This is a genomic window from Cupriavidus sp. SIMBA_020, from assembly GCF_046535395.1.
Lineage (GTDB): Bacteria > Pseudomonadota > Gammaproteobacteria > Burkholderiales > Burkholderiaceae > Cupriavidus > Cupriavidus campinensis.
In genome coordinates, this window is the sequence record NZ_JAWRWU010000005.1 from 62,463 (window position 1) to 86,656 (window position 24,194).

Genomic DNA, 24,194 nt, shown 5'->3' on the forward strand with positions numbered 1-24,194 from the left:
GAGCCACATGAGCCCCGCGTCCGTCACCCCTTCGCCCGCAGAGACTGCCGAGCAACCGGTCGACGCGGCGCTGCGCGCCGTGGGGTTGCGCCATGCCGATGACGGCGAGGCGGGGATCACGCGGCGCCGCGCGGGCGCGGGCTTTTACTACGTCGATGCCAAGGGCAAGCGGATCGATGACAAGGCCACGCTCGCGCGCATCCAGGCCCTGGCGATTCCGCCGGCCTACGAGTCGGTATGGATCTGCGCCGATCCCGCTGGGCATCTCCAGGCCACGGGCCGCGATGCGCGCGGCCGCAAGCAATACCTCTATCACCCGGACTGGGCCGCGCTGCGCGACACCGACAAGTACACCCGCCTGATGGCCTTCGGGCATGCGTTGCCGCGCCTGCGTGGGCGGCTGGCCCGCGACCTGGCGCGCAACGGCATGCCGCGCGAGAAGATCCTCGCTGCTGTGGTCACATTGCTGGACGCCACCCTCGTGCGCGTCGGCACGCTGCGCTACGCGCGGCAGAATCGCACCTATGGGCTGACCACGCTGCACCGGCGCCACGTGGCGGTGCGCGGCAGCCGCCTGCGCTTCCAGTTCACGGGCAAGAGCGGTGTGACCCACGATGTGTCCGTCAACGATGCGCGGCTGGCCCGCATCGTCCGCACCTGCACGGAGCTGCCAGGCCAGCGGCTGTTCAAGTTCAAGGACGGGGAGGGCGAGATCCGCGAGATCGGCTCGGTCGATGTCAACGCTTACCTGCAGGAGGTGACCGGCGGCGATTTCACGGCCAAGGACTTCCGCACCTGGGCCGGCAGCGTCCACGCGCTGGCGCTGCTGCGCAAGACCACGGCCGACAGCGAGACCGCGCGCAAGAAGGCCGTGACCGAGGTCATCCGCGAAGTGGCGCAGCGGCTGCGCAACACCATGGCCGTCTGTCGAAAATGCTACGTACACCCGGATGTGCTCGCGGCCTTCATGGATGACACCTTGCAAGCCTTGCCGGCCCCGCGTGCCGGCGTGCGCCTGCGTGCCGACGAAGCGCGCCTGCTGGCGCTGCTGGAGAGCACCTGTGCGCCGGCGGCGACGCCTCGCAAAGCAGCATGAGCGAGGCGGTGTTGTCCGGCATGGCAATTGCATTGCTACGCCTACCAATGCATAACAACAGCGTAGCGAGTCTAGCAAGAGGCCAAGGTGGAAAACGCAGTCTTCAGTTGCCTGAGTATTGACGGCAACCATCAGGAAACGGTGCATCAGGACTACCCGCAAGCGGAGTCCATCGTTGCAGCCCTCAACAACCACAACCATCAAGAAGTGCCGATGCCACGGCTGGCCACGGTTCCCTGCAAGGGGCGCGGTGGCACGGTCCGGCCGCTACGCGGGCGGGATCTCCGGCAGGCGCGCGTGCTGATGCAGGCGTTGTGCGAGATGCGCCTGGACCTCGGCAATGGCGAGGGGCGCTGGGAGCCCTCCACGCTGGCTAGTCGGCAGATGTCGACGATGGCGCTCTGGCGCAACCGTGCACGCCATCTGTTCACGGAAGCGGAATGGGAAAGCGGCATCGAGGCCCGGCTCGACGCGGGCTTCCGGCAGGCCGCCAATGGCTGTACGCGCGAAGCCGCCAACGAATTCAAGCGTGCCTATTACCTGCTGTGCTGCGTGCTGACGCAGGCGCGCGACCTGGCGCGCCGGGGCGACGCCCCCGACCGGCGCGATGCACCGCAGCCGGCGCAATCGCCGCGCCCCGATACGCCGCGCCCCAACGCGCCGCTGGACCGCGGCGCCTGAAGGGGTGTCTGACTAAGCCTTCTTCTTGCTGGCCGTCTTTGACCCAGCCGGCCGCTTGCGGCACGGCCCGATATAGCCGGGCAGCCCGCGCGCCTTGGTGCTCAGCGCCAGTTGCACTGCACGGGCGAGTGCGGTGGCAAAGCCGTGATGGGTGTCGAACGGCCCGTCGATGTGCTTGCGGAAGAAGTCGGCCCAGCGGAAATCCGGATAGGCCGCCTTGACCTTGCGATAGCCGCCGGAAAGCTGCACGAACGCCTCCAGGCTGCGGTAGGGATCGTCGCGCATGGCATGGATGTCCGGCGGCAGCGCCTTGATGGGCTGGCGCCGGCCCTGCTCGTCGTACGGGTGGACCATGTGGTTATCCACCATGTATGCCCAGAACTTGCGCTGCGACAGATGGCTCAGGTCTTCCCGCACGTGCGCCGGAACCATCTCCATGCCCATCTCATGCCAGGCACGAACCCAGTGATGGTGATCCACCACGTACAGCGTGTGCTCCGGGCCGAGCACCACGTGGACGCGGTGCTTGTCGAGAAACGCGGGCAGGTCGGCATGCGACAGGCGCCGCGTGACATGAACTTTCTGTGCGACGTGGTAGGCGCCGATGGTGATCTGCGTGGGCCGCAGATGATCCATCGGCACCATCAGCTTTGCGCCTTCGCGCAGAGGTTTTGCCATGGGGGGTCTCAGCTCTTGTTGAGCGTGCGTTCGGGGGAGGGGGTGGCTTCGTCGCCGGCAGCCCAGCTACCAATGCTGTCACGCTGGGCGGAATCGGCGGCCTCGCCCGGCCGGCGCACGCGGATCTGGTTCTCCACGTCCTTCACGCCGTACACGGCATCGGCGATTTCCTCGACGATGTATTTCTGGCGCCGGTCTCCCACGGTGCCGCCGAGCTTGACCAGGCCCTTGTCGACATCGACGGTCACATCGGACACATCCACGTCGGGGTGGTGGGCCAGGCGGTCGCACACATCGCCCAGCACGCGCGCGTCGGGCCGTTCATAGTTCTTGGGGCCCACTGGACGGCGGCTGCCCACCCCGGTGCCGGAGAGTGTTTGCGGCCGCGTGGGGTGTTCGCGATAGCCCGGGTCGCCCGGATACACGCGTTGGGCGCCGTTGTACGACTGCCCGCCGCTGCGGCTGTCGCCGTAGTAGCCGGCGCCGCCATAGGTTGGCTGGCCGCCGCGTTGCGCGCGGTCGCGCTCGGCCTGCTCGCGCCAGTTGGGGGAGGTTGGATCGCCGCGCCAGTCTTCGCCCCATTCCTGTCCCCAGTCCTCATGCGTCGGGCTGGCCGGCTCGGGCTTGGCGCGGCCCACGCGGCTGGTACCGCGGTCTCCTCGGAAATTGAACATGTCGCGCTCCTTGCGGTTCGGTGTTCGCCCAGCTGCAAGTTCCATGCCGCGCGCACCCGTGCCGGGGCGATGTGCGCGATGCCCGTCGCGCGGGGCGGCGGGTGCAATCCTTGCCACACGTTGTAACCGTTACGCGCGGCGAGGGCGCGCGCCGCCTGACCTTCCATGGCGGGCGCGCCACGGCGCGCGGCATGGAATTTGCGCTGACTTTGCCTGACATCCCATTTCGAATCCCATCCCAAAAGGTATTGTCATGGCTACACCGAAGCAGGTACCGCCCCAGCATCAGCAGCGCCAGCCGGGTCTGGAAAGCGAGATGGAACCGCGCCCGGACAGCGGCGCCGATGACTACGTGGGGAGCGGGCGCCTGGCAGGCAAGGTCGCCCTGGTGACGGGCGGCGACAGCGGCATCGGCCGCGCCATCGCCGTGGCCTACGCGCGCGAGGGCGCCGACGTGGCCATCGCCTATCTGGACGAACATGGCGACGCGAAGGAAACCGCAAGCCTGATCGAACAGGCGGGCCGTCGGGCACTGGTCATCGCCGGGGATCTGGCCGACGTGAGTCATGCCGACGAGGTGGTGGCCCAGACCGTCAAGCAGTTCGGCCGGCTCGACATCCTGGTCAACAACGCCGCCGAGCAGCATCCGCAGGATTCGCTGGACGACATCGGCACCAGCCAGCTGGAAGCTACCTTCCGGACCAACGTCTTCGCGATGTTCCACGTTACGCGCGCCGCGCTGCCGCACCTGCAGAAGGGTGCGTCGATCCTGAACACGACGTCAGTGACCGCCTACCGCGGCAGCGGGCATCTGCTCGACTATTCGGCGACGAAGGGGGCCATCGTGTCGTTCACGCGCTCGCTGGCGCTCCAGATCGTCAAGCGTGGCATCCGCGTCAACGGCGTGGCCCCGGGGCCGATCTGGACGCCGCTGATTCCGTCCACATTCACCGAGGAGGAAGTGGCCGCGTTCGGCAAGAAGACGCCGATTGGGCGGCCCGGCCAGCCTTTCGAGGTGGCGGCCGGCTATGTGTTCCTGGCGTCGGACGCCGCGAGCTACATCACCGGCCAGATCCTGCACATCAATGGCGGCGAAGTGGTCAACGGTTGACCACGCCCGTATCGATTCGATCAATCGCGACACATCGCAAGGGAGCACATCATGTCATCCATCGTAGCCGGCCGGTTTGCCTCCATCCCCGAAGCCGAGGAGATCGCCCAGAAGCTGTACGCGCGCGGGTTCTCGGTCTGGGATGTGTCGATCATGTCCGTCAACCCGGGCGGCGCGCGCCCGCCGGGCGTGCTGCTGGCCGCCCGCGCCAAGGGCGACCGCCGCGAGGAAGTGGCGGACGTGCTGCGTGAAGGCGGCGCCTGCGACATCGAGCGGGCCAGCGGCACGTGGGAAGGCGGGCAGTGGGCCGACTTCGACCCGAAGCGGCAGCCCAAGCTGGTGGACACGCCGGAGGGTGAGTGCTGGCCCGCGCCGGCGGCATCGCGGCATTCCAGCCAGTCCAACGGCGACGCCCGGCCCGCCCATGCCGGGCCGGTGGCCGAGGAGGCGGTCGCCGTGGACAGCACGGGTAACGAAGACCCCGGCAGCGAGCTGGAGCATTACGTGGACCGGCAGGTATCGAGCCACAGCTAGCTGGGGTGCCATCCATGGCCAAGACCGAAACGGCGGATCTCGACACCCTGCGCCCCACGCAATTGACGCTGGGCTTTTACCAGGTCCATGAGAAGATGGACGTCAGCGCCCAGCCGCGTGAGCCGGCCGCGATGCGCAAGTTCTTGCGCGACCACCGCATCCGGACCATCGCCGGGCCGGGCGGGGCGCTGTATATCGCCGATCATCACCATTGGGCGCGCGCGTGGCTGGAACTCGGCTGGCGCACCGCGCCGGTCCGCATCGACCTCGATCTGAGCGACCTGTCGCCCAGCGCCTTCTGGAAGAAGATGCGTGCGCTCGGGCATGTGCATCCGGTGGATGAGCACGGCAAGCATCTGGACGTCGATGCGCTGCCCGCCACGGTGATGGGGATGCGCGACGACCCGTACCGCAGCCTGGCCGCCTTCACGCGCAACGCCGGCGCCTACCAGAAACCGGGCAATGCCTACGGCGATTTCAGCTGGGCGGGCTTCTTCCGGCGCCATGTGGAGGAAGACATGCATAGCATCGCCGGCTTCGCCCGCGCGATGACGCTCGCCATTCCGCTGGCGCGCAGCAGCAAGGCACGCAGGCTCCCGGGATGGATTGGCCCCTGCGTGCCGCGCAAGAAGTAACCCCCCTGAAATGCCTCGTGCCCCTGCGGATAGGATCCGGCAGGGGCACGAAGTTCCGCGAGATGCGGCTGCGAGATGCGGCAGCGATCAGCTCTTGGCCTTGTGCGTCGGCTTGCCCTTTTGCTTGGTGCTGGCCATCTTGTCCAGTTCCTTTTCGCTCATGGACTTGTACATCGACTTGGACGCGCCTTTCAGCGCGCCAGCCTTGGTGTCTCCACGCTTGGCGGAGAGTGCCGCACCGGCGGCCATTTGCTGTGCCTTCGATTTCGCTGGCATGCCAATCACTCCTTATATTCGGCCCAATACCACCAGCAGGACCACGATGAGAACGATAAGACCCAGCCCGCCGCTGGGCCAATAACCCCAGCCCGTGCTATACGGCCACGCCGGAAGCGCGCCGACGAGCAGCAGAATCAGAATAATGAGAAGAATGGTGCCGATACCCATGGCGTGCTCCTTGTTTCCCTATTGTTGTTCCGGAGGCGCAGCCCAAGCCTTGCCTCAGCGTTGCCTTGTAACTTCAGGGTAGAACAGCAGGCGGCACAACCAAGGCGGTCTAGGGCTGATATCGGTGTAGGAATTGGACGACTTTGGGTTAACTAGGGTAGTTTGCCATTGCTCAAAACGCCGCGCGATAGATCCCCAGCGCGTCCGCCTCGCTCACTTCGCGCGGATTATTGACCAGCAGGCGGGTCTGGAGCATGGCGTCGCTGGCCAGACGGTTCAGGTCGCCTTCCTTCACGCCGACTTCGCGCAGCGTGCGCGGGATGCCGGTGGCCAGCACCAGTCCTTCGATATGGGCGATCAGCGCGGCGGTCTTGGTTTCGCAGCTGCCGGTCGTGCCGGGCAGCACCACGTCGGTCAGTTCCGCGTAGCGCTTGCTGGCGGCGTCGGCATTGAACTTCATCACGTGCGGCAGCACGAGGGCGTTCGAGAGGCCGTGCGGCACATGGAAAATGCCGCCGATCGGGTAGGCCAGCGCGTGCACGGCGGCCACCGGCGAGTTGGCGAAGGCCTGGCCGGCGAACATCGCGCCGAGCAGCATCGCCTCCCGGGCATTGCGATCGTTGCCGTTGTCGCAGGCCAGCATCAGGTTGCGCGAGAGCAGGTCCAGCGCGCGGATGGCCAGCATGTCCGAGACTGGATTCTTGAGGTGGGCGCTGGTGTAGGCCTCGATGGCATGCACCATGGCGTCGATGCCGGTGGCGGCGGTGGCCGCGCGGGGCAGGCCGAGTGTCAGTTCGGCGTCGAGGATGGCGAGGTCGGCGAACAGCTGCGGCGCCACCACGCCCATCTTGGTGGTTTCGCCGGTCGTGACGATCGACACCGCCGTCACTTCGGACCCGGTGCCGGCCGTGGTCGGCATCTGCACCAGCGGCAGCCGGGCGCCGGTGACCTTCTTCACGCCGTACATGTCCTTGAGCGCCTGCGTGGCGGGCAGGAGGACGGCGATCAGCTTGGCCACATCCATCGACGACCCGCCGCCCAGCCCCAGCACCACCTCGGCATCGGCCTGGCGCGCGCGCTCGGTGGCGTCCAGCACGATGTGCTCGGGCGGATCGGCAATGACATCGTCGATCACGGTCACCTGCCAGTCATGCCTGGCGAGGTCTTCCAGCGCCGGCGCGAGCAGGCCGCTCTTGGCCAGGAAGCCGTCGGTCACCACGCACAGGCGCTTGGCCTGCGGGAACGACTCGCGCAGCAGGGCGCCCAGCCGGCGCGCGGCGCCGAATTCGACGATGACCGTCGGCACGGTCTGGAAGCGGAACGGGTTCATGTTGTCTCCGGAGTATCGGGGCAGGCCGGGCGATCGGGGTCGCCCTTGGTCAGCAATCGGTGCCATGCTGGCGGGCCGGCACAGTATGCACCGGCCCGCCCGCCTGCATCACATCTGCAGGCAGAGGTACTTGATCTCGAGATATTCGTCGATGCCGTGGCGCGAGCCCTCGCGGCCCACGCCAGACTGCTTGATGCCGCCGAACGGCGCCACCTCGTTCGAGATCAGGCCGGTGTTCAGGCCGACCATGCCGTACTCGAGCGCCTCGGCCGTGCGCCAGGCCCGCGCGATATCGCGCGTATACAAATAGGCGGCCAGCCCGTATTCGGTGGCGTTGGCGGCAGTTACTGCCTCGGCGTCGGACTTGAAGCGGAACAGCGGCGCCACCGGCCCGAAAATCTCCTCGCGGGCCATGCGCATGTCGGCGGTGGCGTCGGCGATGACCGTGGGGGTGTAGAAGGTGCCGCCCAGCTTGTGCGCGGCGCCGCCGGTCAGCACGCGGCCGCCCTTGGCGCGGGCGTCGTCCACCAGGGACGCCACCTTGTCCAGCGCGGCGTCCTCGATCAGCGGGCCGATCGTCACGCCGTCTTCCAGCCCGTTGCCCACGCGCAGTTGGCCGGTGCGCTCGGCCAGCTTCGTGGCGAAGGCTTCATAGATGCCGTCCTGCACGTAGAAGCGGTTGGCGCAGACGCAGGTCTGCCCGCCGTTGCGGTACTTGGCGGCGATGGCGCCTTCCACGGCGGCGTCCACGTCGGCATCGTCAAAGACGATGAACGGCGCGTTGCCGCCCAACTCCAGCGAGAGGCGCTTCACGGTGGGCGCCGACTGCGCCATCAGGATGCGACCGACCTCGGTCGACCCCGTGAACGACAGCTTGCGCACGATGGGGCTGCCCGTCAGCACGGCGCCGATGGTCTTGGCATCGCCGGTCACCACCTGGAGCACGCCGGCGGGAATGCCGGCCCGGTGCGCCAGTTCAGCCAGTGCGAAGGCGGACAGCGGGGTCAGCTCGGCCGGTTTGATGACGATGGCGCACCCGGCTGCCAAGGCAGGGCCTGCCTTGCGGGTGATCATCGCTGCCGGGAAATTCCACGGCGTGATGGCGGCGCAGACGCCCACGGGCTGGCGCAGCGTGACCAGGCGCTTGTCGGCGGCCGGCGTGGCCAGCACTTCGCCGTCCACGCGCTTGGCTTCCTCGGCAAACCATTCGATAAAGCTGGCCGCGTACGCGATCTCGCCGCGCGCCTCGGCCAGCGGCTTGCCCTGCTCGCGCGTCATCAGGTAGGCCAGGTCGTCCGTGTTGGCGATCATCAGGTCGAACCAGCGGCGCAGCAGGTTGGCGCGTTCCTTGCCGGTCTTGGCGGCCCAGGCGCGTTGCGCAACCTCGGCAGCGGCGATGGCGCGCCCGGTCTCGGCCGCGCCCAGGTCGGCCACCTTGGCGATCACTTCCCCGGTGGCCGGGTCCGTGACGTCGAAGGTGGCGCCGGAGTCGGCGCCAATCCATTGGCCATCCACATAGGCCAGCTGTTTCAGTAGCGAGGGATCCTTGAGTTGCATGGCGGCTTTCCTGAGCGGGTTGATTCATATCGTTCAATAGATGGAACGATATTCGGTATGTCGAACGTGAGCGTATGATACGCCCATGCACGGCAGACTGCCAACCGCCCGGAAGCGTTCCGCGCAGCCGGTACAATCCGCCCAACTCTTCCGTATTGCCCGATGCCCAAGTCCGCCTACAACGTTCCCGCCGATGATGCCGCGCCGTCGCTGAAGTCCACGTCGCCGGCGGTGGTGCGCGCGGTACATGTCATGGATGCCGTGGCCGCCGCCCCGGAACCGCTGACGCTGGCCGACCTGACCCGGCTGACCGGCGCGCCCAAGAGCTCCCTCCACGGCATGTGCGACACCCTCGTGCAGCTGCAACTGCTCAAGCGCCTGCCGAATGGGGCGATGGCGGTCGGCCCGCACGTGATGGCCTGGGCCAACGCCTTCCTGTCGCAGACGCAGATGACGAGCGAGTTCCGCGCGCTCTGGGAGCAGACCGATGCGTTTCACGACGCCACGGTCACCTTGTCGATGCTCGATGGTGCGGAGGTGGTCTACCTGGCCTGCCAGAACGGCGACCGCCCGCTCGGCGTCACGTTCCGTATCGGCATGCGCCTGCCGGCGCCCTACACGGCCACGGGCAAGGCGATGCTGAGCACGCTGCTGCCGGCCGAGGTGCGCGACCTGTTCGCGCCGGGCATGCCGCCGCCGCTCACGCGGGCCAGCGTGGCGGACGTGGATGATTTGCAGGCCGAACTGACCCAGGTGCGGGAGGTGGGATATTCGACCGACAACGGCCAGATGCGCGACGGCATGACGTGCTTCGGCGCCCCGGTGTTCGATGCGGCCGCCCCCTGCGCGGCGGGGGCCATCGCGGTCAGCTATCTGACCAACGAGATCGATGCGGCCACCGGCGAGCGGATCGGCCAGCAGGTGCGGGCGCTGGCGGACCAACTGTCGGCCCGGCTCGGCGCCCGGCGGTAACGTCCCCGATCGGGGAAGCCGTCACGCGGTCAGGCCATGTTCGACCGCGAACACGGCCACCTGCACGCGGCTGGCCAGATTCAGCTTCTTGAGGATGTTCTGCACATGGATCTTGACCGTGCTCTCGGCCACGCCGAGATCGCGCGCAATCTGCTTGTTGCTCTCGCCCCGGGTCAGCCCGCGCACGATCTCGCGCTCCCGCACGGTCAGCCGCGCGCCGTCCTCGGCGCTCGGCGCCGTTGGGGCGGACGGCTGCGCCGGCGCGCGGAACTGCGCCACGAGCTTGGCCGTCATGCCATCCGAAATCACCGGCTCGCCGGACGCAGCGCGGCGGATGGCCGAAGCCAGGAAGTCCGCCTCGATATTCTTCAGCAGATAGCCCCGGGCACCGCCGCGCAGCGCGCTGGCCAGCTCTTCGGCCTCCTCGGACACGGTGAGGATCAGCACCGCCGTGTCCGGCAGGTCCTGCGCCAGCAGGGCCAGTGTCTCGAGCCCGGACAGCCCGGGCATGTTCAGGTCCAGCAGGATCACGTCGGGGCGATGCTGCTTGGCTCGCTTGAGCCCCTCCACGCCATCGGCTGCCTCGTCCACGACGGCAAAATCGGGCTGGCGCTGCAACAGCGCGCGAATGCCCGAACGGAACAGCGTGTGATCGTCGATCAGCAGGATGCGGATGGTCATGACTGGAGACTCATTTCGTTGATTTCATTGGCCTCGCTGGCCTCGCTGGCCTCGCCGGACACATGGGCGCCGGGCACGCGCAGGGCCACGCGGGTGCCGCGCCCGGGTGCGGACTCAATCGACAACTGTGCGTTGAGCCGCGCGGCGCGCTCGCGCATGATGTGCAGGCCCACCTGCATCTCGCAGCGTGTGGCGAGCCCGGCGGCGTCGAAGCCCTCGCCATCGTCCTGCACCACCAGTTCAAGATCGCGCCCGCCTCGCAGCCGCACCAGCACGTGGCCGGCCTGCGCGTGCTTGCGCACGTTGGAGAGCGCCTCCTGCAGGACGAACAGCACCTGCAGCTGGGCATCGGGCGGCAGCGGCCGGGCGTTGTCGTAGCCTTCCACCTCCAGCCGCGCCTCGGTGGCGCACTGGCGCCGGAAGCGCGCCACGGTGTCTTCCGCTGCCTGCCGCAACTCGCCCTGTGTGAGCCGGGTGCGGAAGTTCAGCAGCAACTCGCGCACATCCTGGTAGCTCTCGTCCACCCCGCAACGGAGCATCGGCACGATCGCCGCCACATCGGCCAGCGCCCCGCGTGAGACGGCTTCCTCGAGCAGCTGGGCTTGCAGGTTCAGGTAGTTCAGGCCCTGGGCGATGCTGTCGTGCAGGCCCTGCGCCACGAGATTGCGCTCCTCCACCACGGCCAGCTGGCGCGCGGTGGCGGACAGGCGCTGGTGTTCTAGCGCCACGCCCAGATGCTGGGCCAGCGTTTCGAGCAGTTGCCGGTCTGACGCGTTAAGCACCCGTGGCGAGCGGAAGTGGAGGGAGAACATGCCGATCACCCCGCGCGGCGTGTCGATGCGGAACGCCGCGAAGCCGCCGAAGCCGCACGCCATCGGCGGCGACGGTTGCGCATGGGGCGGGGCCGGCCAGGTGACCACGCGCTGCCGCGTGGCGGCGCCGCAGTGGCAGGCATCGGCCGCCATGCGCTGCTCCTGCTCGATCAGCGCGGCGGGCAGCCCTTCGGAAACCACCATGTGGAGGTTCTCCGGCACCGCGTCGAGCATGCGCACGCTGCCGCCATCGGCGTCCAGGCGCCGCATGATCCGGGTCAGGAAGCCTCGGCACAGCGCCTCGGCCTCGTTCGGCTGGTTCAGGTAGGCGGCGATGTCGTAGAGCGTCTCGAGGTCGCGGTTGCGCCGGGCCAGTTCGGCGGTCTTCTGGGCCACGCGGGCTTCAAGTCCCCGGTAGAGTTCCTGGAGCTCGGCTGCCATCCGATTGAAACCGGTGCTCAGCGTGCCGAATTCGTCACGGCTGGTGACCGGCAGGCGCAGCGAGAATTCGCGGGCCGCCATGCGGCGCAGCCCGTCCTGCAGCGTCAGCACGGGCAGGATGATCCAGAGATAGAGCAGGTAGATGACTGCGACGGTGCCCATGCAGGCGATGGCGGCCAGCGCGGCCTGGGACATGCGCAGCAGGTCCGTCTTGCGTGCGTTGTCGGCCTCGATCATGCGCACCAGCTGGTTCGCCTGCGCGACAAAATCGGACAGTGCGGCCACATAAGCGGGCGGCGTGCCATCGGGCGCGTTTATGTCCTGCTCGGCCAGCGGCTTCATCCGCTCGTCCCACGCCCGGGCCACGCGGTCCAGCTGGTCGTGGATGGCTGGCACGGCGGGCAGGAACAGCGGCCGCTTGGCGTCGCCCCGGCGCAGTTGCGCCAGCGTCTCGTCCAACTGGGCGATCCGTGGCGCGAGGGCGTGGGGTTGATGAGCGCGGGCCCGGGTCAGTTCGATGGCCACCGCGTTGGCATGCATCCGTACGCTGCCGGCATCGTTGATCGCCGCGCCGGCGCCTTCGAGGTTCCAGGAGAGCCACAGGGTGCCGCCGATCATCGTCAGGACAACCAGCAGCGAGATCAGGGACAGCGAGATGATGCGCGTGGAGAGGCGGTGGCGCAGCCCCGGCAGCCCGACCGCCGAGGTGGCTTGGGGGTCCGCGTGCGTATCGAACGCGGCGTCAGGAAAGGGGGCTGGCATGTTGTGGGGGCGAGGGCAGGGCGTCAGGACACCTGCCATTCTGGTGCCGGCGATTGTGCCGTTTCCTGCGCTGGATCAAATTGCCGAGGGATGGATTGGGAACTCGCGCGGGATTCGCTTTCCGGCAACACCCCGATCAGGCTGGCACGACCCCCGCCGGCTTTTCGCCCGACATCAGGTAGTGAATCAGGTCCGCCACGGGCCGGATGGCGTCGCCAAACGGCAGCGTGCCCTTGCCGCGGAAGAACAGGCCGCGCTCCACGTCGCCCTTGAGCGCCTGCGAGAGCTTGCGGTCGATGCAGAACTGGCCGATGCGCGCCACGCCGTCACGCAGGCCGCACGATTGCAGGCAGTCGAAGCCCTCCAGGCATTCGCGCACCTTGGCGCGCGCCTGGAGCGCCGACTCCCGGGAGAGATAGCGCTTGAGCCACGGCGTCAGCACCGCGCGCGCCGGCAGTCCCGCCACGCTCGTGAATTCGCCGATCTGTTCCTGCGGCGCGGAAGCCAGCACCTGTTTGAAAGCCAGATGCGCATCGCATTCCTCGGTCACGGCGAAGGCGGTGCCCACCTGCACGCCGGCCGCGCCCTGCGCCAGCCAGTGATGCAGCTTGCCGTGGTGGCCCAACCCGCCAGCCAGGATCAGCGGTACTGATTCCCAGGCCAGCCCCAGGCTGGCGAACAGCGCGCGGCATTCGTCCAGCACGCGCGCGAACGAGAACCGCGCGTCGCCGATGTCCTCCATGCGCGAGGCGCCGAGGTGCCCGCCGGCATGCGCGGGATGTTCGATCACGATGGCATCGGGCAGCCGCCCCTTCTTCATCCACTTGCGCAGGACCAGGCTGACGCCACGGGCGTCGGACAGGATCGGGATCAGGGCCACCTTCGGGTGATTGGCGGTCAGTTCGGGGAGGTCGAGCGGCAGGCCGGCGCCCATGACGATGGCATCCGCGCCACTGTCGCACGCCTGCCGGACCAGCGCCGCGTGGGCGCCGACGGCCTTCATCACGTTGACGGCGATCATCCCTTGCCCGCCCGCCAACGTCTTCGCCGCGCGCACCTCGCGGTCAAGCGCGATGAGGTTGGCGTGTTCGATCGCGGCCTTGTCGCGTCTGGCGGTGCCGGCCATCAGGTCGGGGTGATGGTGGCGCAGGTCGATGCTGGCGATGGTGCCCATGGCGTTGTGGCGGGCCACGGTGCCGGCGAGCCGGTGCGCGGATATGCCCACGCCCATGCCGCCCTGCACGATAGGAAGCAGCTTGCGGCCGGCCAGGTTGAGCCATCGATGTGTCATGAGGAAATCCGGAGTCAGGAGGGGCAAAAAACGGCCCAGCGTCTCACGCGCATCGGGGTGGCAGTTTGCGCCAGATCAATTTGAGGGGGATCGGCGGCCTGTTCCGAGGGCCTAGTTCGATGGAACCAGAAGAATGTAACCCCGCCGGGGTTTGCTCGGGGTCAAAGGTTCCCCCTATGGGCATGACTAGCATCCTTGGTCGATCCCCACCCCATGCGCCGCAACGCGCATTTCTCGCCATGGATGCTTCCCCGCCCGCTGCACCCGATGTGCATGATGCGCATCATGTACCAACGTCCCCATCCGACTCGCCATCCCGCCAGCCCCGCCAGCCGCGCCGGCCGCAACTGGTGGCCCCGGCCGGTTCACTGGCGGCCCTGCGCATGGCCCTGCAGCACGGCGCGGATGCCATCTACCTGGGGTTGCGCGACGCCACCAACGCGCGCAACTTCGGCGGCCTGAATTTTTCGGAGGACGACATCCGCACGGGCGTGGCGGAGGCCCGCGCGCGCGGCGCGGAAGTGCTCTTCGCCATCAACACCTTTGCGCAGATGGGGCAGGTGGACCGCTGGCACCGCGCCGTGGACGCCGCCGCCGTGCTGGGTGCCGACGCAGTGATCATGGCCGACCCCGGCCTGATGGCCTACGCAGCGGAGAAGCATCCGGACCTGCGCCTGCACTTGTCCGTGCAGGGCTCGGCCACGCATGCCGATGCCATCGCGCTGATGCGCGAGCGCTTCGGCATCCAGCGCGTAGTGCTGCCGCGCGTACTGACGCTGGCGCAGATCGCCAAGCTGGCCAGGCAGACCGATGTGGAACTAGAGGTCTTCGGCTTTGGCAGCCTGTGCGTGATGGCCGAGGGCCGCTGCCTGCTGTCCTCGTACGCAACCGCCGATTCGCCCAATAACCGTGGCGTCTGCTCGCCGGCCCACGCCGTGCGCTGGGACGAGACGGACGGCACGATGCACGCGCGGCTCTCCGGCATCCTGATCGACAGCTACGCGCCCGGCGAGCCGGCCGGCTATCCCACGCTGTGCAAGGGCCGTTTCACCGTGGAGGGCGAGCACGGCTACGTGCTGGAGGAGCCCACCAGCCTCAACGCGCTGTCGCTGCTGCCGGCACTGATCGACATCGGCATCGCCGCCATCAAGATCGAAGGGCGCCAGCGCAGCCCGCGCTATGTGGCCGATGTGGTAGGCGTGCTGCGCGCCGCTATCGACGATGCCTGGCGCGACCCCCGGCGCTTCGTGCCGCGCCAGGAATGGCAGGCCACGCTGGGGCGCCACGCCGAGGGCGACCAGGTGACCCAGGGCGCCTACGACCGTCCGTGGCGCTGAAACCGTCCGCAACCCACCCACCATGATCACTTCCTCTTCCCCCTATCCAATCGCCATCGCGCTCGGCCCGCTGCTCTACTACTGGCCCCGCGCGGACGTGCTGCGTTTCTATGCCGACGTCGCGGACGCTCCCGTGGACCGCATCTATCTTGGCGAGGCAGTCTGCACGCGCCGCCACGAACTGCGTCCTGCTGACTGGCTGGACGTGGCGCGGATGCTGCGCGATGCCGGCAAGGAGGTGGTGCTGTCCACCCCGGTGCTGGTCGAGTCGGACAGCGACATCGCGGCCATGCGCCGCGTCTGCGAGCAGGACGAATTCCTCGTGGAGGCCAATGATCTCGGCGCGGTGCGCGCGCGGCACGGGCGGCCGTTCGTCGCCGGACCGCATCTGAACGTCTATCACGCCGATACGGCGGCCTGGCTGGCTACGCTGGGCGCGCGCGGGGCCGTGGCGCCGGTCGAGATGGACCACACGGCGCTGGCGGCGCTGGCGGCGGCGCGCCCCGCCGGCATGCAGATCGAGGCGATGGTCTGGGGCCGCATGCCGCTGGCGATCTCCGCGCGTTGCTTCACAGCCCGGCACCACCGGCTGCGCAAGGACGCCTGCGAGTTCCGTTGCCTGGACTACCCGGACGGGCTGGTCGCCCGCACGGGCGAAGGGCAGCCGTTCTTCGCGCTGAACGGCATCCAGACCCAGTCCGCAAGCTGCCTGGACCTCTGCGCACACCTGCCGGAGATCCAGGCGATGGGCGTGGATCTGGTCCGCGTCAGCCCGCACGCCGCCGGCACGCTGGACGTGGTGTCGCTGCTCGACGCCGTGCGCCATGGCCGTACCGGCGCCGCGCCCAGCGGCATCGTGCCCGCCGGCGCCCCGGCGAGCAACGGCTACTGGACCGGCCAGCCCGGCATCGCCTGGATAGCCGGCGCGCCCGCATGACTGCCACGGAACCATCGATGACTTTCTCCTCCCTGATTGCCCGCATCCACCGCCGCCTGCCCGCGCCCGCGCAGGCCCTGCCGTTCGTGATGGCGCTGGAGTCCGCGCGCCGCGCCGGCTGGCTCCAGCCGCCGGCCGCGCTGGACGGCCATGCCTTCCTGCTGGGCGTGGAAGACCTCGGGCTGGACCTGCGTTTGCGCTGTGTGGGGGGCGCGTTCCGGATGGGGCCGTTCGATCCCGGATCAGCCCCGGCGCTGACACTACGCGCCCGCGCCGCCGACTACCTGCAACTGCTCGCCGGCCATGCCGATACCGACACGCTGTTCTTCCAGCGCCGGCTCTCGATTTGCGGTGACACCGCGCTTGGGCTGGAGGTCAAGTACTGGCTCGATGCCACGCCGCGGCCGGCCTGGGTGGAGCCCTTCGTGGCGCGGCTGGCGGTGCTGTTTCCGGAAGTCCGCGCCGCTTGAACGGGGCGGGCGTGCCCGTCAGGCCTCGGACGCCAGATCGCCGTAGCGCACGCCGCGCGGCTTGAAGCAGCAACGGGCGCGGAGTACGGCGCCGGGGAGTTTGGCGAGCGCGGGCATGGCCGCGAAGCCGTCGAGCGTCGCCTGAAGGTCGGCCGGGCTGCGCGCCCGCACCACCGCGAACAGGTTGAAGGGCCATGCTGCACCCCGGCGAGCGCGCCGGTAGCAGAGCGCCACGGCGGGCAGGCGGGCGAGCCGCTTGCCCAGGGCATCCACACGCTCGTCGGGCGCATTCCATACGCACATCGCGTTGTGCACGAAGCCGAGCTGACCGGGCTGGAGAATGGCGCCGAAGCGGCGGATCACACCGGCATCGCGCCAATGTGCCAGCCGGCGCCAGAGTTCGTGCTGCCCGATGCCCGTGCCGCGCGCCATGGCGCGGTAAGGCTCGGGTGTCAGTGGCAGGCCGTCTTCCAGCGCGGCCACCAGCCGCCAGTCGGCATCGGTCATCAGGGGCCGTAGCGGCACCCCGGCATCGACGTGGTACTCACATTCCAGTGGCAGCGCCAGGGGCGTCTGGCGGACGTCCTCCCCGATGCCGTCGAGTGCCGCCGCCAGGCTGCCGACATTGCGCGCACCGGCCACGAACCAGAGGTTGTAGCGGTGGCCGGTCCGGCAGTAATGATGACCAATGGACGGGTCGGCATTGAGGCGCCGCGCCACGCTCTCCAGCCGCCCTGGCGGCACGGACAGCGCCGCCAGCGTGGTGGCACCGATGGTGTTTGGCGCGAAGCGGGCGCCGATATGGCTGATGCGGCCGCTGCCGACGTCGCGCGCCAGCAGCGACAGCAAGCCATGCTCGGACAGGCCGAGCGCCCGGGCCAGGCACCGGTAGGGCCGTGGCTCCAGCGGGAAATCTTGCCGAAGGCGTTGATAGAGTGCAGTCTCGTCGATCATGGCGATATCCGGGGCGGCGGGCAGGATTGCGTGCCCGCCATGATGAGCCGGATGCCCGGCCGCCCCGTTGACGCCCATCAAGCGCGCGGATCAGCGCCCCCGCACAAGCTGCCAGGCCCGCCCCAGGTAGGTGACCGAGGCGAAGCCGCTCCAGACATGCACCAGCCGCGTGAACGGGAAGATCGCGAACAGCGAGATGCCCAGGAACAGATGCACGCGGAACAGCAGCGGGGCATCGGCGATGAAGTCGGGCGCGTCAGCGCGCAGCGTGACGATGTGCTGGGCCCAGGTCATCAGCTGCACCATCATGTGGCCGTCCATGTGGCCGGCGGACACGTAGATGGTCGAGAGCCCGGCCAGCAGCGTCGCCAGCAGCCAGAGCAGCAGCACCTTGTCGCCAGTACGCGTGACGGCGGCAACCCGGGCGTTGGTGAAGCGCCGGTGCAGCAGGATCAGCAGGCCGATCAGGCAGATCGTGCCCATGACCCCGCCGGCGCCCATCGCCACGGCCTGCTTGAGGGTGTGGGAGACGCCGAGCGCGTCCCACACCGCCACGGGCGTGAGCAGGCCCGCCAGATGGCCGAAGAACAGCCCGAGGATGCCAATGTGGAACAGGATGCTGCCCAGCCGCAGGTTGCCGCGATAGAGCAGCTGGGAGCTGTCGGCCTTCCAGCCGTACTGCTCGCGCTCGAAGCGCGCCAGGCTGCCGAACAGGAACAGCGCGGCGGCGATATACGGGTAGATGCCGAAGAGGAACTGGTGGGCGAATGACATGGTGGTCGCCTGCGTCGTCATGGAGGTCATGGAGGTCATTGGGGGGAGGGCGCGCGCCGGTCGTGGAAGCGCACCACTTGTTCAGCCGGCATGGCGGCCGCCAGCAGCGGCTCCACGCCATCCGCGCCGGGGCCGAACCGTTCCAGCGCTTCGTCCATGTCCCGCACGGGCGGATCGGTGCGGGCCTCGGGCTGCACGGGCGTGAGCGAGCGCAGCACCGTGAACACGGCGGCGTACGGGCTGTCGTGGCGCGCCAGCCGGTCGCCGATGGCCGCCAGCACGTGGATGGCCTCGCCCAGCAACTGCCCGGCGCGCGCCGCCTGCCCGTCATCGGCCAGCGCGCCGAGGAACTCCAGGAACAGCGGCACGTAGTCCGGCAGCTCGTTCGCCACCGGCTCGAAGCCGGCGCGCCGGTATTCGTCGATCAGATCGACCATGGCCTGGCCCCGGTCGCGGGACTCGCCATGAACGTGCTCGAACAGGTGCAGCGAATGCGCGGGATTGCGGTCGAAGGTGGCCACGTACTGCTCCTGCAGCGCGATTAGCGGGCTGTCGCGCAGCGGGCCGGTCAGCGGGGCCAGCACCGCGCGGGCGGCCGGCCAGGCGTCGAGCGCCTGTTCGATCTCGGGCATGGCCGCCTGCAGCGGCGCTTCGGGGTAGCCCAGCAGGGCGCTGAGCACGGGGTACAAGGTCATGATGGCTCCAATGTCAGCAGGTATCAGCAGGTTTCGGTCGGCTTCTTGCGCGACTTGGGCATGTCCGCGAACACCACGCTGCCCTCGGGCTTCCTGCCGAACAGCGAGCCCTCGGACGTGCCGCCCGAGCAGCCGTTGCCGAACGTGAAGCCGCAGCTGCCTTTCTCGTTGAAGCTGTCCTCGACCCGTTCCTTGTGTGACGATGGAATCACAAATCGATCCTCGTAATTGGCGATGGCCAGCAGGCGATACATGTCCTCGACCTGCGCCGGGGTCAGCCCCACCTGCCGCAGCACGGCGAGGTCTGCCTCGCCATCTACCACTTCCGAGCGCTTGAACGCCCGCATGGCCAGCATGCGCTGCAAGGCGGTCAGCACGGGCGCCACGTCGCCGGCGGTCAGCAGGTTGGCGAGGTACTTGAGCGGAATGCGCAGGCTCTGCACGTCCGGGATCATCCCGTTCATGCCCATGAAACCGCCTTCCGCCGCCGACTGGATCGGCGAGAGCGGCGGCACGTACCAGACCATCGGCAGCGTCCGGTACTCGGGATGCAGCGGGAAGGCGATCTTCCACTCGCAGGCCATGCGGTAGACCGGCGACTTGCGCGCGGCGTCGAGCCAGCCCTGCGGAATGCCCTGCCGCAGCGCCTCGGCCTGCACGGTGGGGTCGTTCGGGTCGAGGAAGACGTCGAGCTGGGACTGGTACAGGTCGCGCTCGTCCTCCACGCCGGCGGCGCTGGCGATGCGGTCCGCGTCGTACAGCATCACGCCGAGGTAGCGGATGCGCCCGACGCAGGTCTCGGAGCAGACCGTCGGCTGGCCGCCCTCGATGCGCGGGAAGCAGAACGTGCACTTCTCCGCCTTGCCGCTCTGCCAGTTGAAGTAGATCTTCTTGTACGGACAACCGGAGATGCACATGCGCCAGCCACGGCATTTGTCCTGGTCGACCAGCACGATGCCGTCGTCCTCGCGCTTGTAGACCGAGCCGCTCGGGCAAGACGCCACGCAGGCCGGGTTCAGGCAGTGCTCGCACAGGCGGGGCAGGTACATCATGAAGGTGTTCTCGAAGGTCGAGTACATCTCCTTCTGCACGTTCTCGAACAGCTGGTCACGGCTGCGCGAGGCGAACTCGCCGCCGAGGTCATCCTCCCAGTTCGGCCCCCATTCGATCTTCTCCATCTTCTTGCCCGTCAGCACGGACACCGGCCGGGCGGTGGGCGGCGTCGGCATCAGCGGCGCCTTCTGGAGGTGCTCGTAGTCGTAGGTGAACGGCTCGTAGTAGTCGTCGATCTGCGGCAGGTTCGGGTTGGCGAACAGGTTCGAGAGGATGCGGGCGCGGCCGCCCTGGCGCGGCGTGAGCGAGCCGTCGGGCTGGCGCTGCCAGCCGCCGTTCCACTTGCGCTGGTTCTCCCATTCCTTGGGGTAGCCGATGCCAGGCTTGGTCTCGACGTTGTTGAACCAGGCGTACTCCACGCCGTCGCGGCTGGTCCAGACGTTCTTGCAGGTCACTGAGCAGGTATGGCAGCCGATGCATTTGTCGAGGTTCAGCACCATGGCCACCTGGGCGCGGATCTTCATCGCGGGGCTCCTTCTTCTTGCGCGGACTGGGGCAGAGGGGTATCCATCCAGTCCACCTTGTTCATCTTGCGCAGGATCACGAATTCATCGCGATTGCTGCCGACCGTGCCGTAGTAGTTGAAGCCGTAGGCCAGTTGCGCGTAGCCGCCGATCATGTGGGTCGGCTTGGTGACCGCCCGCGTGACCGAGTTGTGGATGCCGCCGCGCATGCCGCTCATCTCGGCGCCGGGCACGTTCACGATCTTTTCCTGCGCGTGATACATCAGGCACATGCCTTGCGGCACGCGCTGGGACACCACCACCCGGGCGGTCAGCGTGCCGTTCACGTTGAAAACTTCCACCCAGTCGTTGTCCCGGATGCCGTTGGCACTGGCCTCGGCCTCCGAGATCCACACGTGCGGGCCGCCGCGCGAGAGCGTGAGCATGCGCAGGTTGTCCGAGTAGGTGGAGTGGATGCCCCACTTCTGGTGCGGGGTGATCCAGTTCAGCACCAGCTCCGGGTTGCCGTTGGGCTTCCGGCCCAGCATCGGCGCCACCGTGCGGGTGTCGATGGCCGGCTTGTAGACGCAGGCGCCCTCGCCAAAGTCGAGCATCCAGCGGTGGTCCTGGTAGAACTGCTGGCGCCCGGTCAGCGTGCGCCAGGGAATCAGCTCGTGGACATTGGTGTAGCCGGCGTTGTAGCTGACTTCCTCGGACTCCAGCCCGGACCACGTCGGCGCCGAGATGATCTTGCGCGGCTGGGCCTGTACGTCCCGGAAGCGGATCTTGTCGTGCTCGCGGCCCAGCGCCAGGTGGGCGTGCGGGCGGCCGGTGATCTTGGATAGCGCTTCCCACGCCTTCACGGCCACGTGGCCGTTGGTCTCCGGCGCCAAGGTCAGGATCATCTCGGCGGCGTCGATGGCGGTCTCCAGCCGAGGCCGGCCGTAGCTGACGCCGGGCGCGGTCACGGTCTGGGTCAGGTGACCCAGTTCGGCCACCTCGTGCCTGGTATCCCAGCCGATGCCCTTGCCGCCGTTCCCGAGCTTGTCCAGCAGCGGGCCCACGGAGGTGAACTTCTTATAGAGGTCCGCGTAGTTGCGCTCCACCACGGTCATCGACGGCGCGGTCTTGCCGGGGATCAAATCGCACTCGCCGCGCTTCCAGTCGCGCGGCTCGAAGGGCTGGCCCAGCTCGCCCGGCGTGTCGTGCAGCAGCGGGGTGCAGACCAGGTCCTTGCGCGTGCCCAGGTAGGGGCCGCCAATCTCGCTGAACTTCGCGGCGATGGCCTTGTAGATCTCCCAGTCGGTCTTGCTCTCCCACAGCGGCTGCACGGCTTCGGAGAGCGGGTGGATGAACGGGTGCATGTCCGACGTGTTCAGGTCGTCTTTCTCGTACCAGGTGGCCGTGGGGAGCACGATGTCGCCGTAGAGGCAGGTCGTGCTCATGCGGAAGTCGAGCACCGTCAGCAGGTCCAGCTTGCCCTCGGCGGCCGGGCGCACGTTGACCTCGCTCGGGCGGATGGCGTCGCGCTCGTCGCTGAAGACGGCGTTCTGCGTGCCGAGCAGGTACTTGAGGAAGTATTCGTGGCCCTTGCCGGAACTCCCCAGGATGTTGGAGCGCCACACGAACATATTGCGCGGGAAGTTTGCGGGGTTGTCGGGGTCGTCGCAGGCGAATTGCAGGGCGCCGGACTTGAGCTGGTCGACGGTATAGGCCACCGGGTCCTGCCCGGCGCGCTCGGCGGCGTCCACCACATCGAGCGGATTGGCGCCCAGTTGCGGCGCGGACGGCAGCCAGCCCATGCGCTCCGACTTGGCGTTGAGGTCCAGCAGCGACAGGCCGGCGTAGCGCGCCTTGTCCGCCGTGGGCGCGAGGATCTCGTCCACGGCCAGCTTCTCGTGGCGCCACTGGCTGGTGTGGTTGTAGAAGAACGAGGTGCCGTTCATCTGGCGCGGCGGGCGCGACCAGTCCAGCCCGAAGGCCAGCGGCGCCCAGCCGAACTGGGGCCGCAGCTTCTCCTGCCCCACGTAGTGCGCCCAGCCGCCGCCGCTCTTGCCAATGCAGCCGCACATCATCAACAGGTTGATGATGCCGCGGTAGATCATGTCGTTGTGGTACCAGTGGTTCAGCGCGGCGCCCACGATGACCATGCTCTTGCCCTGCGTGCGGTGGGCGTTCTCGGCGAATTCGCGCGCCACCTGCGTCACCAGCCGGGCCGGCACCGTGGTGTGCTTCTCCTGCCAGGCCGGGGTGTAGGGCACGTCGTCATCGAACGAAGCCGCCACGTTCGGCCCGCCCAGGCCCTGGTCTACGCCATAGTTGGCCAGTTGCAGGTCGTAGACCGTGGCGACCAGCGTCGTGCTGCCATCGGCCAGCGTCAGGCGGCGCACCGGCACGCGGCGGCGCAGCAGCGCGTCGTGCTCGCCGCCGAAGTAGGGGAAGCCGACCTCCACCACAACGTCTTCATGGCCGAGCAGCGACAGGCGCGGATCGATAGCGCGGCCGTCCTGGCTGTCGCGCAGCTCCAGGTTCCAGCGGCCGGCCGTGTCGTCACCGGGCGTCCAGCGGAAGCCGATCGAGCCGTTCGGGGCAGTCACCTCCCCGCTGGCATGGTCGATCAACAGCGTCTTCCACTCCGCATGCCGGGATTGCCCGAGGTTGCCGTCCAGGTGGGAGGCGCGCAGGAAGTGGTCGGGCACCAGCGTGCCATCCTGCTCGCGCAGCCGCACCAGCATCGGCATGTCGGTGTACTGCTTCAGGTAGTCGCGGAAGTAGGCGGATTTGCCGCCCACGTGGAATTCCTTGAGCACGACGTGGCCCATGGCCATGGCCAGCGCGGCATCGGTGCCCTGCTTGGGGGCGAGCCAGATGTCGCCGAACTTGACCATCTCGCCGTAGTCGGACGAGACCGCCACGGTCTTGGTGCCCTTGTAGCGCACCTCGGTGTAGAAGTGGGCGTCTGGCGTGCGTGTCTGCGGCACGTTGGAGCCCCAGACCATCAGGTAGGTGGCGTTGTACCAGTCGGCGGACTCGGGCACGTCGGTCTGCTCGCCCCAGGTCTGCGGGCTGGCCGGCGGGAGGTCGCAGTACCAGTCGTAGAAGGACAGGCAGGCGCCGCCGAGCAGGCTCAGGTAGCGCGCGCCGGCCGCGTAGGACACCATCGACATGGCCGGGATGGGCGAAAAGCCGATCACGCGGTCCGGGCCGTACTGCTTGACCGTGAAGGCGTTGGCGGCGGCGATGATCTCGGTGGCCGTGGCCCAGTCGGCCCGGACGAAGCCGCCCAGCCCGCGGACGCTCTTGTAGCGGGCGGCGCGTTCGGGGTCCTGGCTGATCCAGGCCCAGGCGGCGATCGGGTCCATGGTCTGGCGGGCTTCGCGCCACATTTCCATCAGCCGGCCGCGGATCATCGGGTACTTCACGCGCTGGGCGGAATAGACGTACCAGCTGTACGAGGCGCCGCGCGGGCAGCCGCGCGGCTCATGGTTGGGCAGGTCCGGGCGCGTGCGCGGGTAGTCGGTCTGCTGGGTTTCCCAGGTAATCAGGCCGTTCTTGACGTAGACCTTCCACGAGCAGGAGCCCGTGCAGTTGACGCCGTGGGTGGACCGCACCACCTTGTCGTGCTGCCAGCGGGTGCGGTAGCCGTTCTCCCACTTGCGGTCTTCGTTGACCACGGCGCCGTGGCCGTCGGCATAGGTGGACGTGACGCGCGACAGGAACTTCAGTCGATCGAGGAAATGACTCATGGTTTGGCTCCAGCAGGGACACT

Annotated in this window: 23 protein-coding genes; 9 read left to right on the plus strand and 14 right to left on the minus strand. The window is 68.3% G+C overall.

What is annotated here, in order from left to right; genetic code table 11:
• Nucleotides 1-7 precede the first annotated feature (7 nt).
• Nucleotides 8-1,096: a DNA topoisomerase IB gene (locus SB751_RS11710; protein WP_410748069.1), complete on the plus strand. Its 1,089-nt coding sequence runs from the start codon at nucleotides 8-10 to the stop codon at nucleotides 1,094-1,096.
• Nucleotides 1,097-1,183: 87 nt separating this feature from the next.
• A complete protein-coding gene (locus SB751_RS11715) occupies nucleotides 1,184-1,777 on the plus strand; it encodes a hypothetical protein (protein WP_144196869.1) in 594 nt (197 codons plus the stop codon).
• Between the two features lie 12 nt (nucleotides 1,778-1,789).
• Here the strand turns inward: SB751_RS11715 and SB751_RS11720 are convergent, their stop codons facing one another.
• Entirely contained in the window at nucleotides 1,790-2,455 is a 666-nt protein-coding gene (locus SB751_RS11720) for a ParB/Srx family N-terminal domain-containing protein (protein WP_250025851.1), read from the minus strand.
• Nucleotides 2,456-2,463: 8 nt separating this feature from the next.
• Entirely contained in the window at nucleotides 2,464-3,129 is a 666-nt protein-coding gene (locus tag SB751_RS11725) for a BON domain-containing protein (RefSeq protein ID WP_246118921.1), read from the minus strand.
• A 253-nt stretch (nucleotides 3,130-3,382) separates the two neighbouring features.
• Between SB751_RS11725 and SB751_RS11730 the strand changes: the two genes are divergently transcribed.
• Genes SB751_RS11730 through SB751_RS11740 form a run of 3 tightly spaced genes read left to right on the plus strand, consistent with a single transcriptional unit; the run spans nucleotide 3,383 to nucleotide 5,409 of the window.
• The gene (locus SB751_RS11730) at nucleotides 3,383-4,240 is read left to right on the plus strand and encodes an SDR family oxidoreductase (RefSeq protein ID WP_410748070.1); all 858 of its coding nucleotides are present in this window, start codon (nucleotides 3,383-3,385) and stop codon (nucleotides 4,238-4,240) included.
• A gap of 51 nt (nucleotides 4,241-4,291) precedes the next feature.
• Nucleotides 4,292-4,774, plus strand: coding sequence for a hypothetical protein (locus SB751_RS11735; RefSeq protein WP_144196873.1), 483 nt, complete (start codon nucleotides 4,292-4,294; stop codon nucleotides 4,772-4,774).
• Nucleotides 4,775-4,788: 14 nt separating this feature from the next.
• A complete protein-coding gene (locus SB751_RS11740; RefSeq protein WP_144196874.1) occupies nucleotides 4,789-5,409 on the plus strand; it encodes a ParB-like protein in 621 nt (206 codons plus the stop codon).
• 87 nt (nucleotides 5,410-5,496) lie between these two features.
• Here the strand turns inward: SB751_RS11740 and SB751_RS11745 are convergent, their stop codons facing one another.
• The 4 genes from SB751_RS11745 to SB751_RS11760 all read right to left on the minus strand — a co-directional run bounded on the left by SB751_RS11745 (nucleotide 5,497) and on the right by SB751_RS11760 (nucleotide 8,743).
• On the minus strand, nucleotides 5,497-5,685 hold the full coding sequence (locus SB751_RS11745) for a DUF3008 family protein (RefSeq protein WP_092301347.1): 189 nt from the start codon (nucleotides 5,683-5,685) through the stop codon (nucleotides 5,497-5,499).
• Nucleotides 5,686-5,697: 12 nt separating this feature from the next.
• Nucleotides 5,698-5,856, minus strand: a complete 159-nt coding sequence (locus SB751_RS11750; RefSeq protein WP_082016542.1) for a DUF3309 family protein — start codon at nucleotides 5,854-5,856, stop codon at nucleotides 5,698-5,700.
• 172 nt (nucleotides 5,857-6,028) lie between these two features.
• Nucleotides 6,029-7,186 carry an iron-containing alcohol dehydrogenase gene (locus SB751_RS11755; protein WP_410748071.1) on the minus strand — a complete coding sequence of 386 codons (1,158 nt, stop codon included), beginning with the start codon at nucleotides 7,184-7,186 and terminating at the stop codon, nucleotides 6,029-6,031.
• 108 nt (nucleotides 7,187-7,294) lie between these two features.
• Nucleotides 7,295-8,743, minus strand: coding sequence for an NAD-dependent succinate-semialdehyde dehydrogenase (locus tag SB751_RS11760; protein WP_250025857.1), 1,449 nt, complete (start codon nucleotides 8,741-8,743; stop codon nucleotides 7,295-7,297).
• A 162-nt stretch (nucleotides 8,744-8,905) separates the two neighbouring features.
• Between SB751_RS11760 and SB751_RS11765 the strand changes: the two genes are divergently transcribed.
• Nucleotides 8,906-9,715: an IclR family transcriptional regulator gene (locus SB751_RS11765; RefSeq protein WP_410748072.1), complete on the plus strand. Its 810-nt coding sequence runs from the start codon at nucleotides 8,906-8,908 to the stop codon at nucleotides 9,713-9,715.
• A gap of 21 nt (nucleotides 9,716-9,736) precedes the next feature.
• Here SB751_RS11765 and SB751_RS11770 read toward each other — a convergent pair whose 3' ends face one another.
• The 3 genes from SB751_RS11770 to SB751_RS11780 all read right to left on the minus strand — a co-directional run bounded on the left by SB751_RS11770 (nucleotide 9,737) and on the right by SB751_RS11780 (nucleotide 13,702).
• Nucleotides 9,737-10,396, minus strand: a complete 660-nt coding sequence (locus tag SB751_RS11770; protein WP_211943288.1) for a response regulator — start codon at nucleotides 10,394-10,396, stop codon at nucleotides 9,737-9,739.
• A complete protein-coding gene (locus SB751_RS11775) occupies nucleotides 10,393-12,411 on the minus strand; it encodes a type IV pili methyl-accepting chemotaxis transducer N-terminal domain-containing protein (RefSeq protein WP_410748073.1) in 2,019 nt (672 codons plus the stop codon). The genes SB751_RS11770 and SB751_RS11775 overlap by 4 nt, the downstream gene beginning before the upstream one ends.
• Before the next feature lie 136 nt (nucleotides 12,412-12,547).
• Nucleotides 12,548-13,702: an NAD(P)H-dependent flavin oxidoreductase gene (locus SB751_RS11780; protein ID WP_144196880.1), complete on the minus strand. Its 1,155-nt coding sequence runs from the start codon at nucleotides 13,700-13,702 to the stop codon at nucleotides 12,548-12,550.
• Nucleotides 13,703-14,085: 383 nt separating this feature from the next.
• On the opposite strand from SB751_RS11780, the gene SB751_RS11785 reads away from it, so the two are divergent.
• The 3 genes from SB751_RS11785 to SB751_RS11795 are packed head-to-tail and all read left to right on the plus strand — an operon-like array spanning nucleotide 14,086 to nucleotide 16,446.
• Complete coding sequence (locus tag SB751_RS11785) at nucleotides 14,086-15,039, plus strand: peptidase U32 family protein (protein ID WP_313816101.1); 954 nt, start codon at nucleotides 14,086-14,088, stop codon at nucleotides 15,037-15,039.
• A gap of 22 nt (nucleotides 15,040-15,061) precedes the next feature.
• Nucleotides 15,062-15,976 (plus strand): U32 family peptidase, encoded by a 915-nt coding sequence (locus tag SB751_RS11790; protein ID WP_144196882.1) that lies wholly within the window; start codon nucleotides 15,062-15,064, stop codon nucleotides 15,974-15,976.
• A 17-nt stretch (nucleotides 15,977-15,993) separates the two neighbouring features.
• Nucleotides 15,994-16,446: an SCP2 domain-containing protein gene (locus SB751_RS11795; protein ID WP_144196883.1), complete on the plus strand. Its 453-nt coding sequence runs from the start codon at nucleotides 15,994-15,996 to the stop codon at nucleotides 16,444-16,446.
• Between the two features lie 18 nt (nucleotides 16,447-16,464).
• Here the strand turns inward: SB751_RS11795 and SB751_RS11800 are convergent, their stop codons facing one another.
• From SB751_RS11800 to SB751_RS11820, 5 genes are all read right to left on the minus strand, one after another.
• Nucleotides 16,465-17,400 carry an Lrp/AsnC family transcriptional regulator gene (locus SB751_RS11800; RefSeq protein ID WP_144196884.1) on the minus strand — a complete coding sequence of 312 codons (936 nt, stop codon included), beginning with the start codon at nucleotides 17,398-17,400 and terminating at the stop codon, nucleotides 16,465-16,467.
• Nucleotides 17,401-17,490: 90 nt separating this feature from the next.
• Nucleotides 17,491-18,174 carry a respiratory nitrate reductase subunit gamma gene (gene narI, locus SB751_RS11805; protein WP_144196885.1) on the minus strand — a complete coding sequence of 228 codons (684 nt, stop codon included), beginning with the start codon at nucleotides 18,172-18,174 and terminating at the stop codon, nucleotides 17,491-17,493.
• Between the two features lie 35 nt (nucleotides 18,175-18,209).
• Nucleotides 18,210-18,869, minus strand: coding sequence for a nitrate reductase molybdenum cofactor assembly chaperone (narJ, locus tag SB751_RS11810; protein WP_144196886.1), 660 nt, complete (start codon nucleotides 18,867-18,869; stop codon nucleotides 18,210-18,212).
• A gap of 23 nt (nucleotides 18,870-18,892) precedes the next feature.
• A complete protein-coding gene (narH, locus tag SB751_RS11815; RefSeq protein ID WP_250025860.1) occupies nucleotides 18,893-20,446 on the minus strand; it encodes a nitrate reductase subunit beta in 1,554 nt (517 codons plus the stop codon).
• Nucleotides 20,443-24,171, minus strand: a complete 3,729-nt coding sequence (locus tag SB751_RS11820) for a nitrate reductase subunit alpha (protein WP_144196888.1) — start codon at nucleotides 24,169-24,171, stop codon at nucleotides 20,443-20,445. Before SB751_RS11820 ends, narH begins: the two co-directional genes overlap by 4 nt.
• Between the last annotated feature and the right edge of the window lie 23 nt (nucleotides 24,172-24,194).

Coding starts and splice junctions, on each gene's coding strand:
- SB751_RS11710 (WP_410748069.1), top strand. CDS start 8: ATGAGCCCCGCGTCCGTCACCCCTTCGCCCGCAGAGACTGCCGAGCAA.
- SB751_RS11720 (WP_250025851.1), bottom strand. CDS start 2,455: ATGGCAAAACCTCTGCGCGAAGGCGCAAAGCTGATGGTGCCGATGGAT.
- SB751_RS11725 (WP_246118921.1), bottom strand. CDS start 3,129: ATGTTCAATTTCCGAGGAGACCGCGGTACCAGCCGCGTGGGCCGCGCC.
- SB751_RS11730 (WP_410748070.1), top strand. CDS start 3,383: ATGGCTACACCGAAGCAGGTACCGCCCCAGCATCAGCAGCGCCAGCCG.
- SB751_RS11735 (WP_144196873.1), top strand. CDS start 4,292: ATGTCATCCATCGTAGCCGGCCGGTTTGCCTCCATCCCCGAAGCCGAG.
- SB751_RS11740 (WP_144196874.1), top strand. CDS start 4,789: ATGGCCAAGACCGAAACGGCGGATCTCGACACCCTGCGCCCCACGCAA.
- SB751_RS11745 (WP_092301347.1), bottom strand. CDS start 5,685: ATGCCAGCGAAATCGAAGGCACAGCAAATGGCCGCCGGTGCGGCACTC.
- SB751_RS11750 (WP_082016542.1), bottom strand. CDS start 5,856: ATGGGTATCGGCACCATTCTTCTCATTATTCTGATTCTGCTGCTCGTC.
- SB751_RS11755 (WP_410748071.1), bottom strand. CDS start 7,186: ATGAACCCGTTCCGCTTCCAGACCGTGCCGACGGTCATCGTCGAATTC.
- SB751_RS11760 (WP_250025857.1), bottom strand. CDS start 8,743: ATGCAACTCAAGGATCCCTCGCTACTGAAACAGCTGGCCTATGTGGAT.
- SB751_RS11765 (WP_410748072.1), top strand. CDS start 8,906: ATGCCCAAGTCCGCCTACAACGTTCCCGCCGATGATGCCGCGCCGTCG.
- SB751_RS11770 (WP_211943288.1), bottom strand. CDS start 10,396: ATGACCATCCGCATCCTGCTGATCGACGATCACACGCTGTTCCGTTCG.
- SB751_RS11775 (WP_410748073.1), bottom strand. CDS start 12,411: ATGCCAGCCCCCTTTCCTGACGCCGCGTTCGATACGCACGCGGACCCC.
- SB751_RS11780 (WP_144196880.1), bottom strand. CDS start 13,702: ATGACACATCGATGGCTCAACCTGGCCGGCCGCAAGCTGCTTCCTATC.
- SB751_RS11785 (WP_313816101.1), top strand. CDS start 14,086: ATGGCCCTGCAGCACGGCGCGGATGCCATCTACCTGGGGTTGCGCGAC.
- SB751_RS11790 (WP_144196882.1), top strand. CDS start 15,062: ATGATCACTTCCTCTTCCCCCTATCCAATCGCCATCGCGCTCGGCCCG.
- SB751_RS11795 (WP_144196883.1), top strand. CDS start 15,994: ATGACTTTCTCCTCCCTGATTGCCCGCATCCACCGCCGCCTGCCCGCG.
- SB751_RS11800 (WP_144196884.1), bottom strand. CDS start 17,400: ATGATCGACGAGACTGCACTCTATCAACGCCTTCGGCAAGATTTCCCG.
- narI (WP_144196885.1), bottom strand. CDS start 18,174: ATGTCATTCGCCCACCAGTTCCTCTTCGGCATCTACCCGTATATCGCC.
- narJ (WP_144196886.1), bottom strand. CDS start 18,869: ATGACCTTGTACCCCGTGCTCAGCGCCCTGCTGGGCTACCCCGAAGCG.
- narH (WP_250025860.1), bottom strand. CDS start 20,446: ATGAAGATCCGCGCCCAGGTGGCCATGGTGCTGAACCTCGACAAATGC.
- SB751_RS11820 (WP_144196888.1), bottom strand. CDS start 24,171: ATGAGTCATTTCCTCGATCGACTGAAGTTCCTGTCGCGCGTCACGTCC.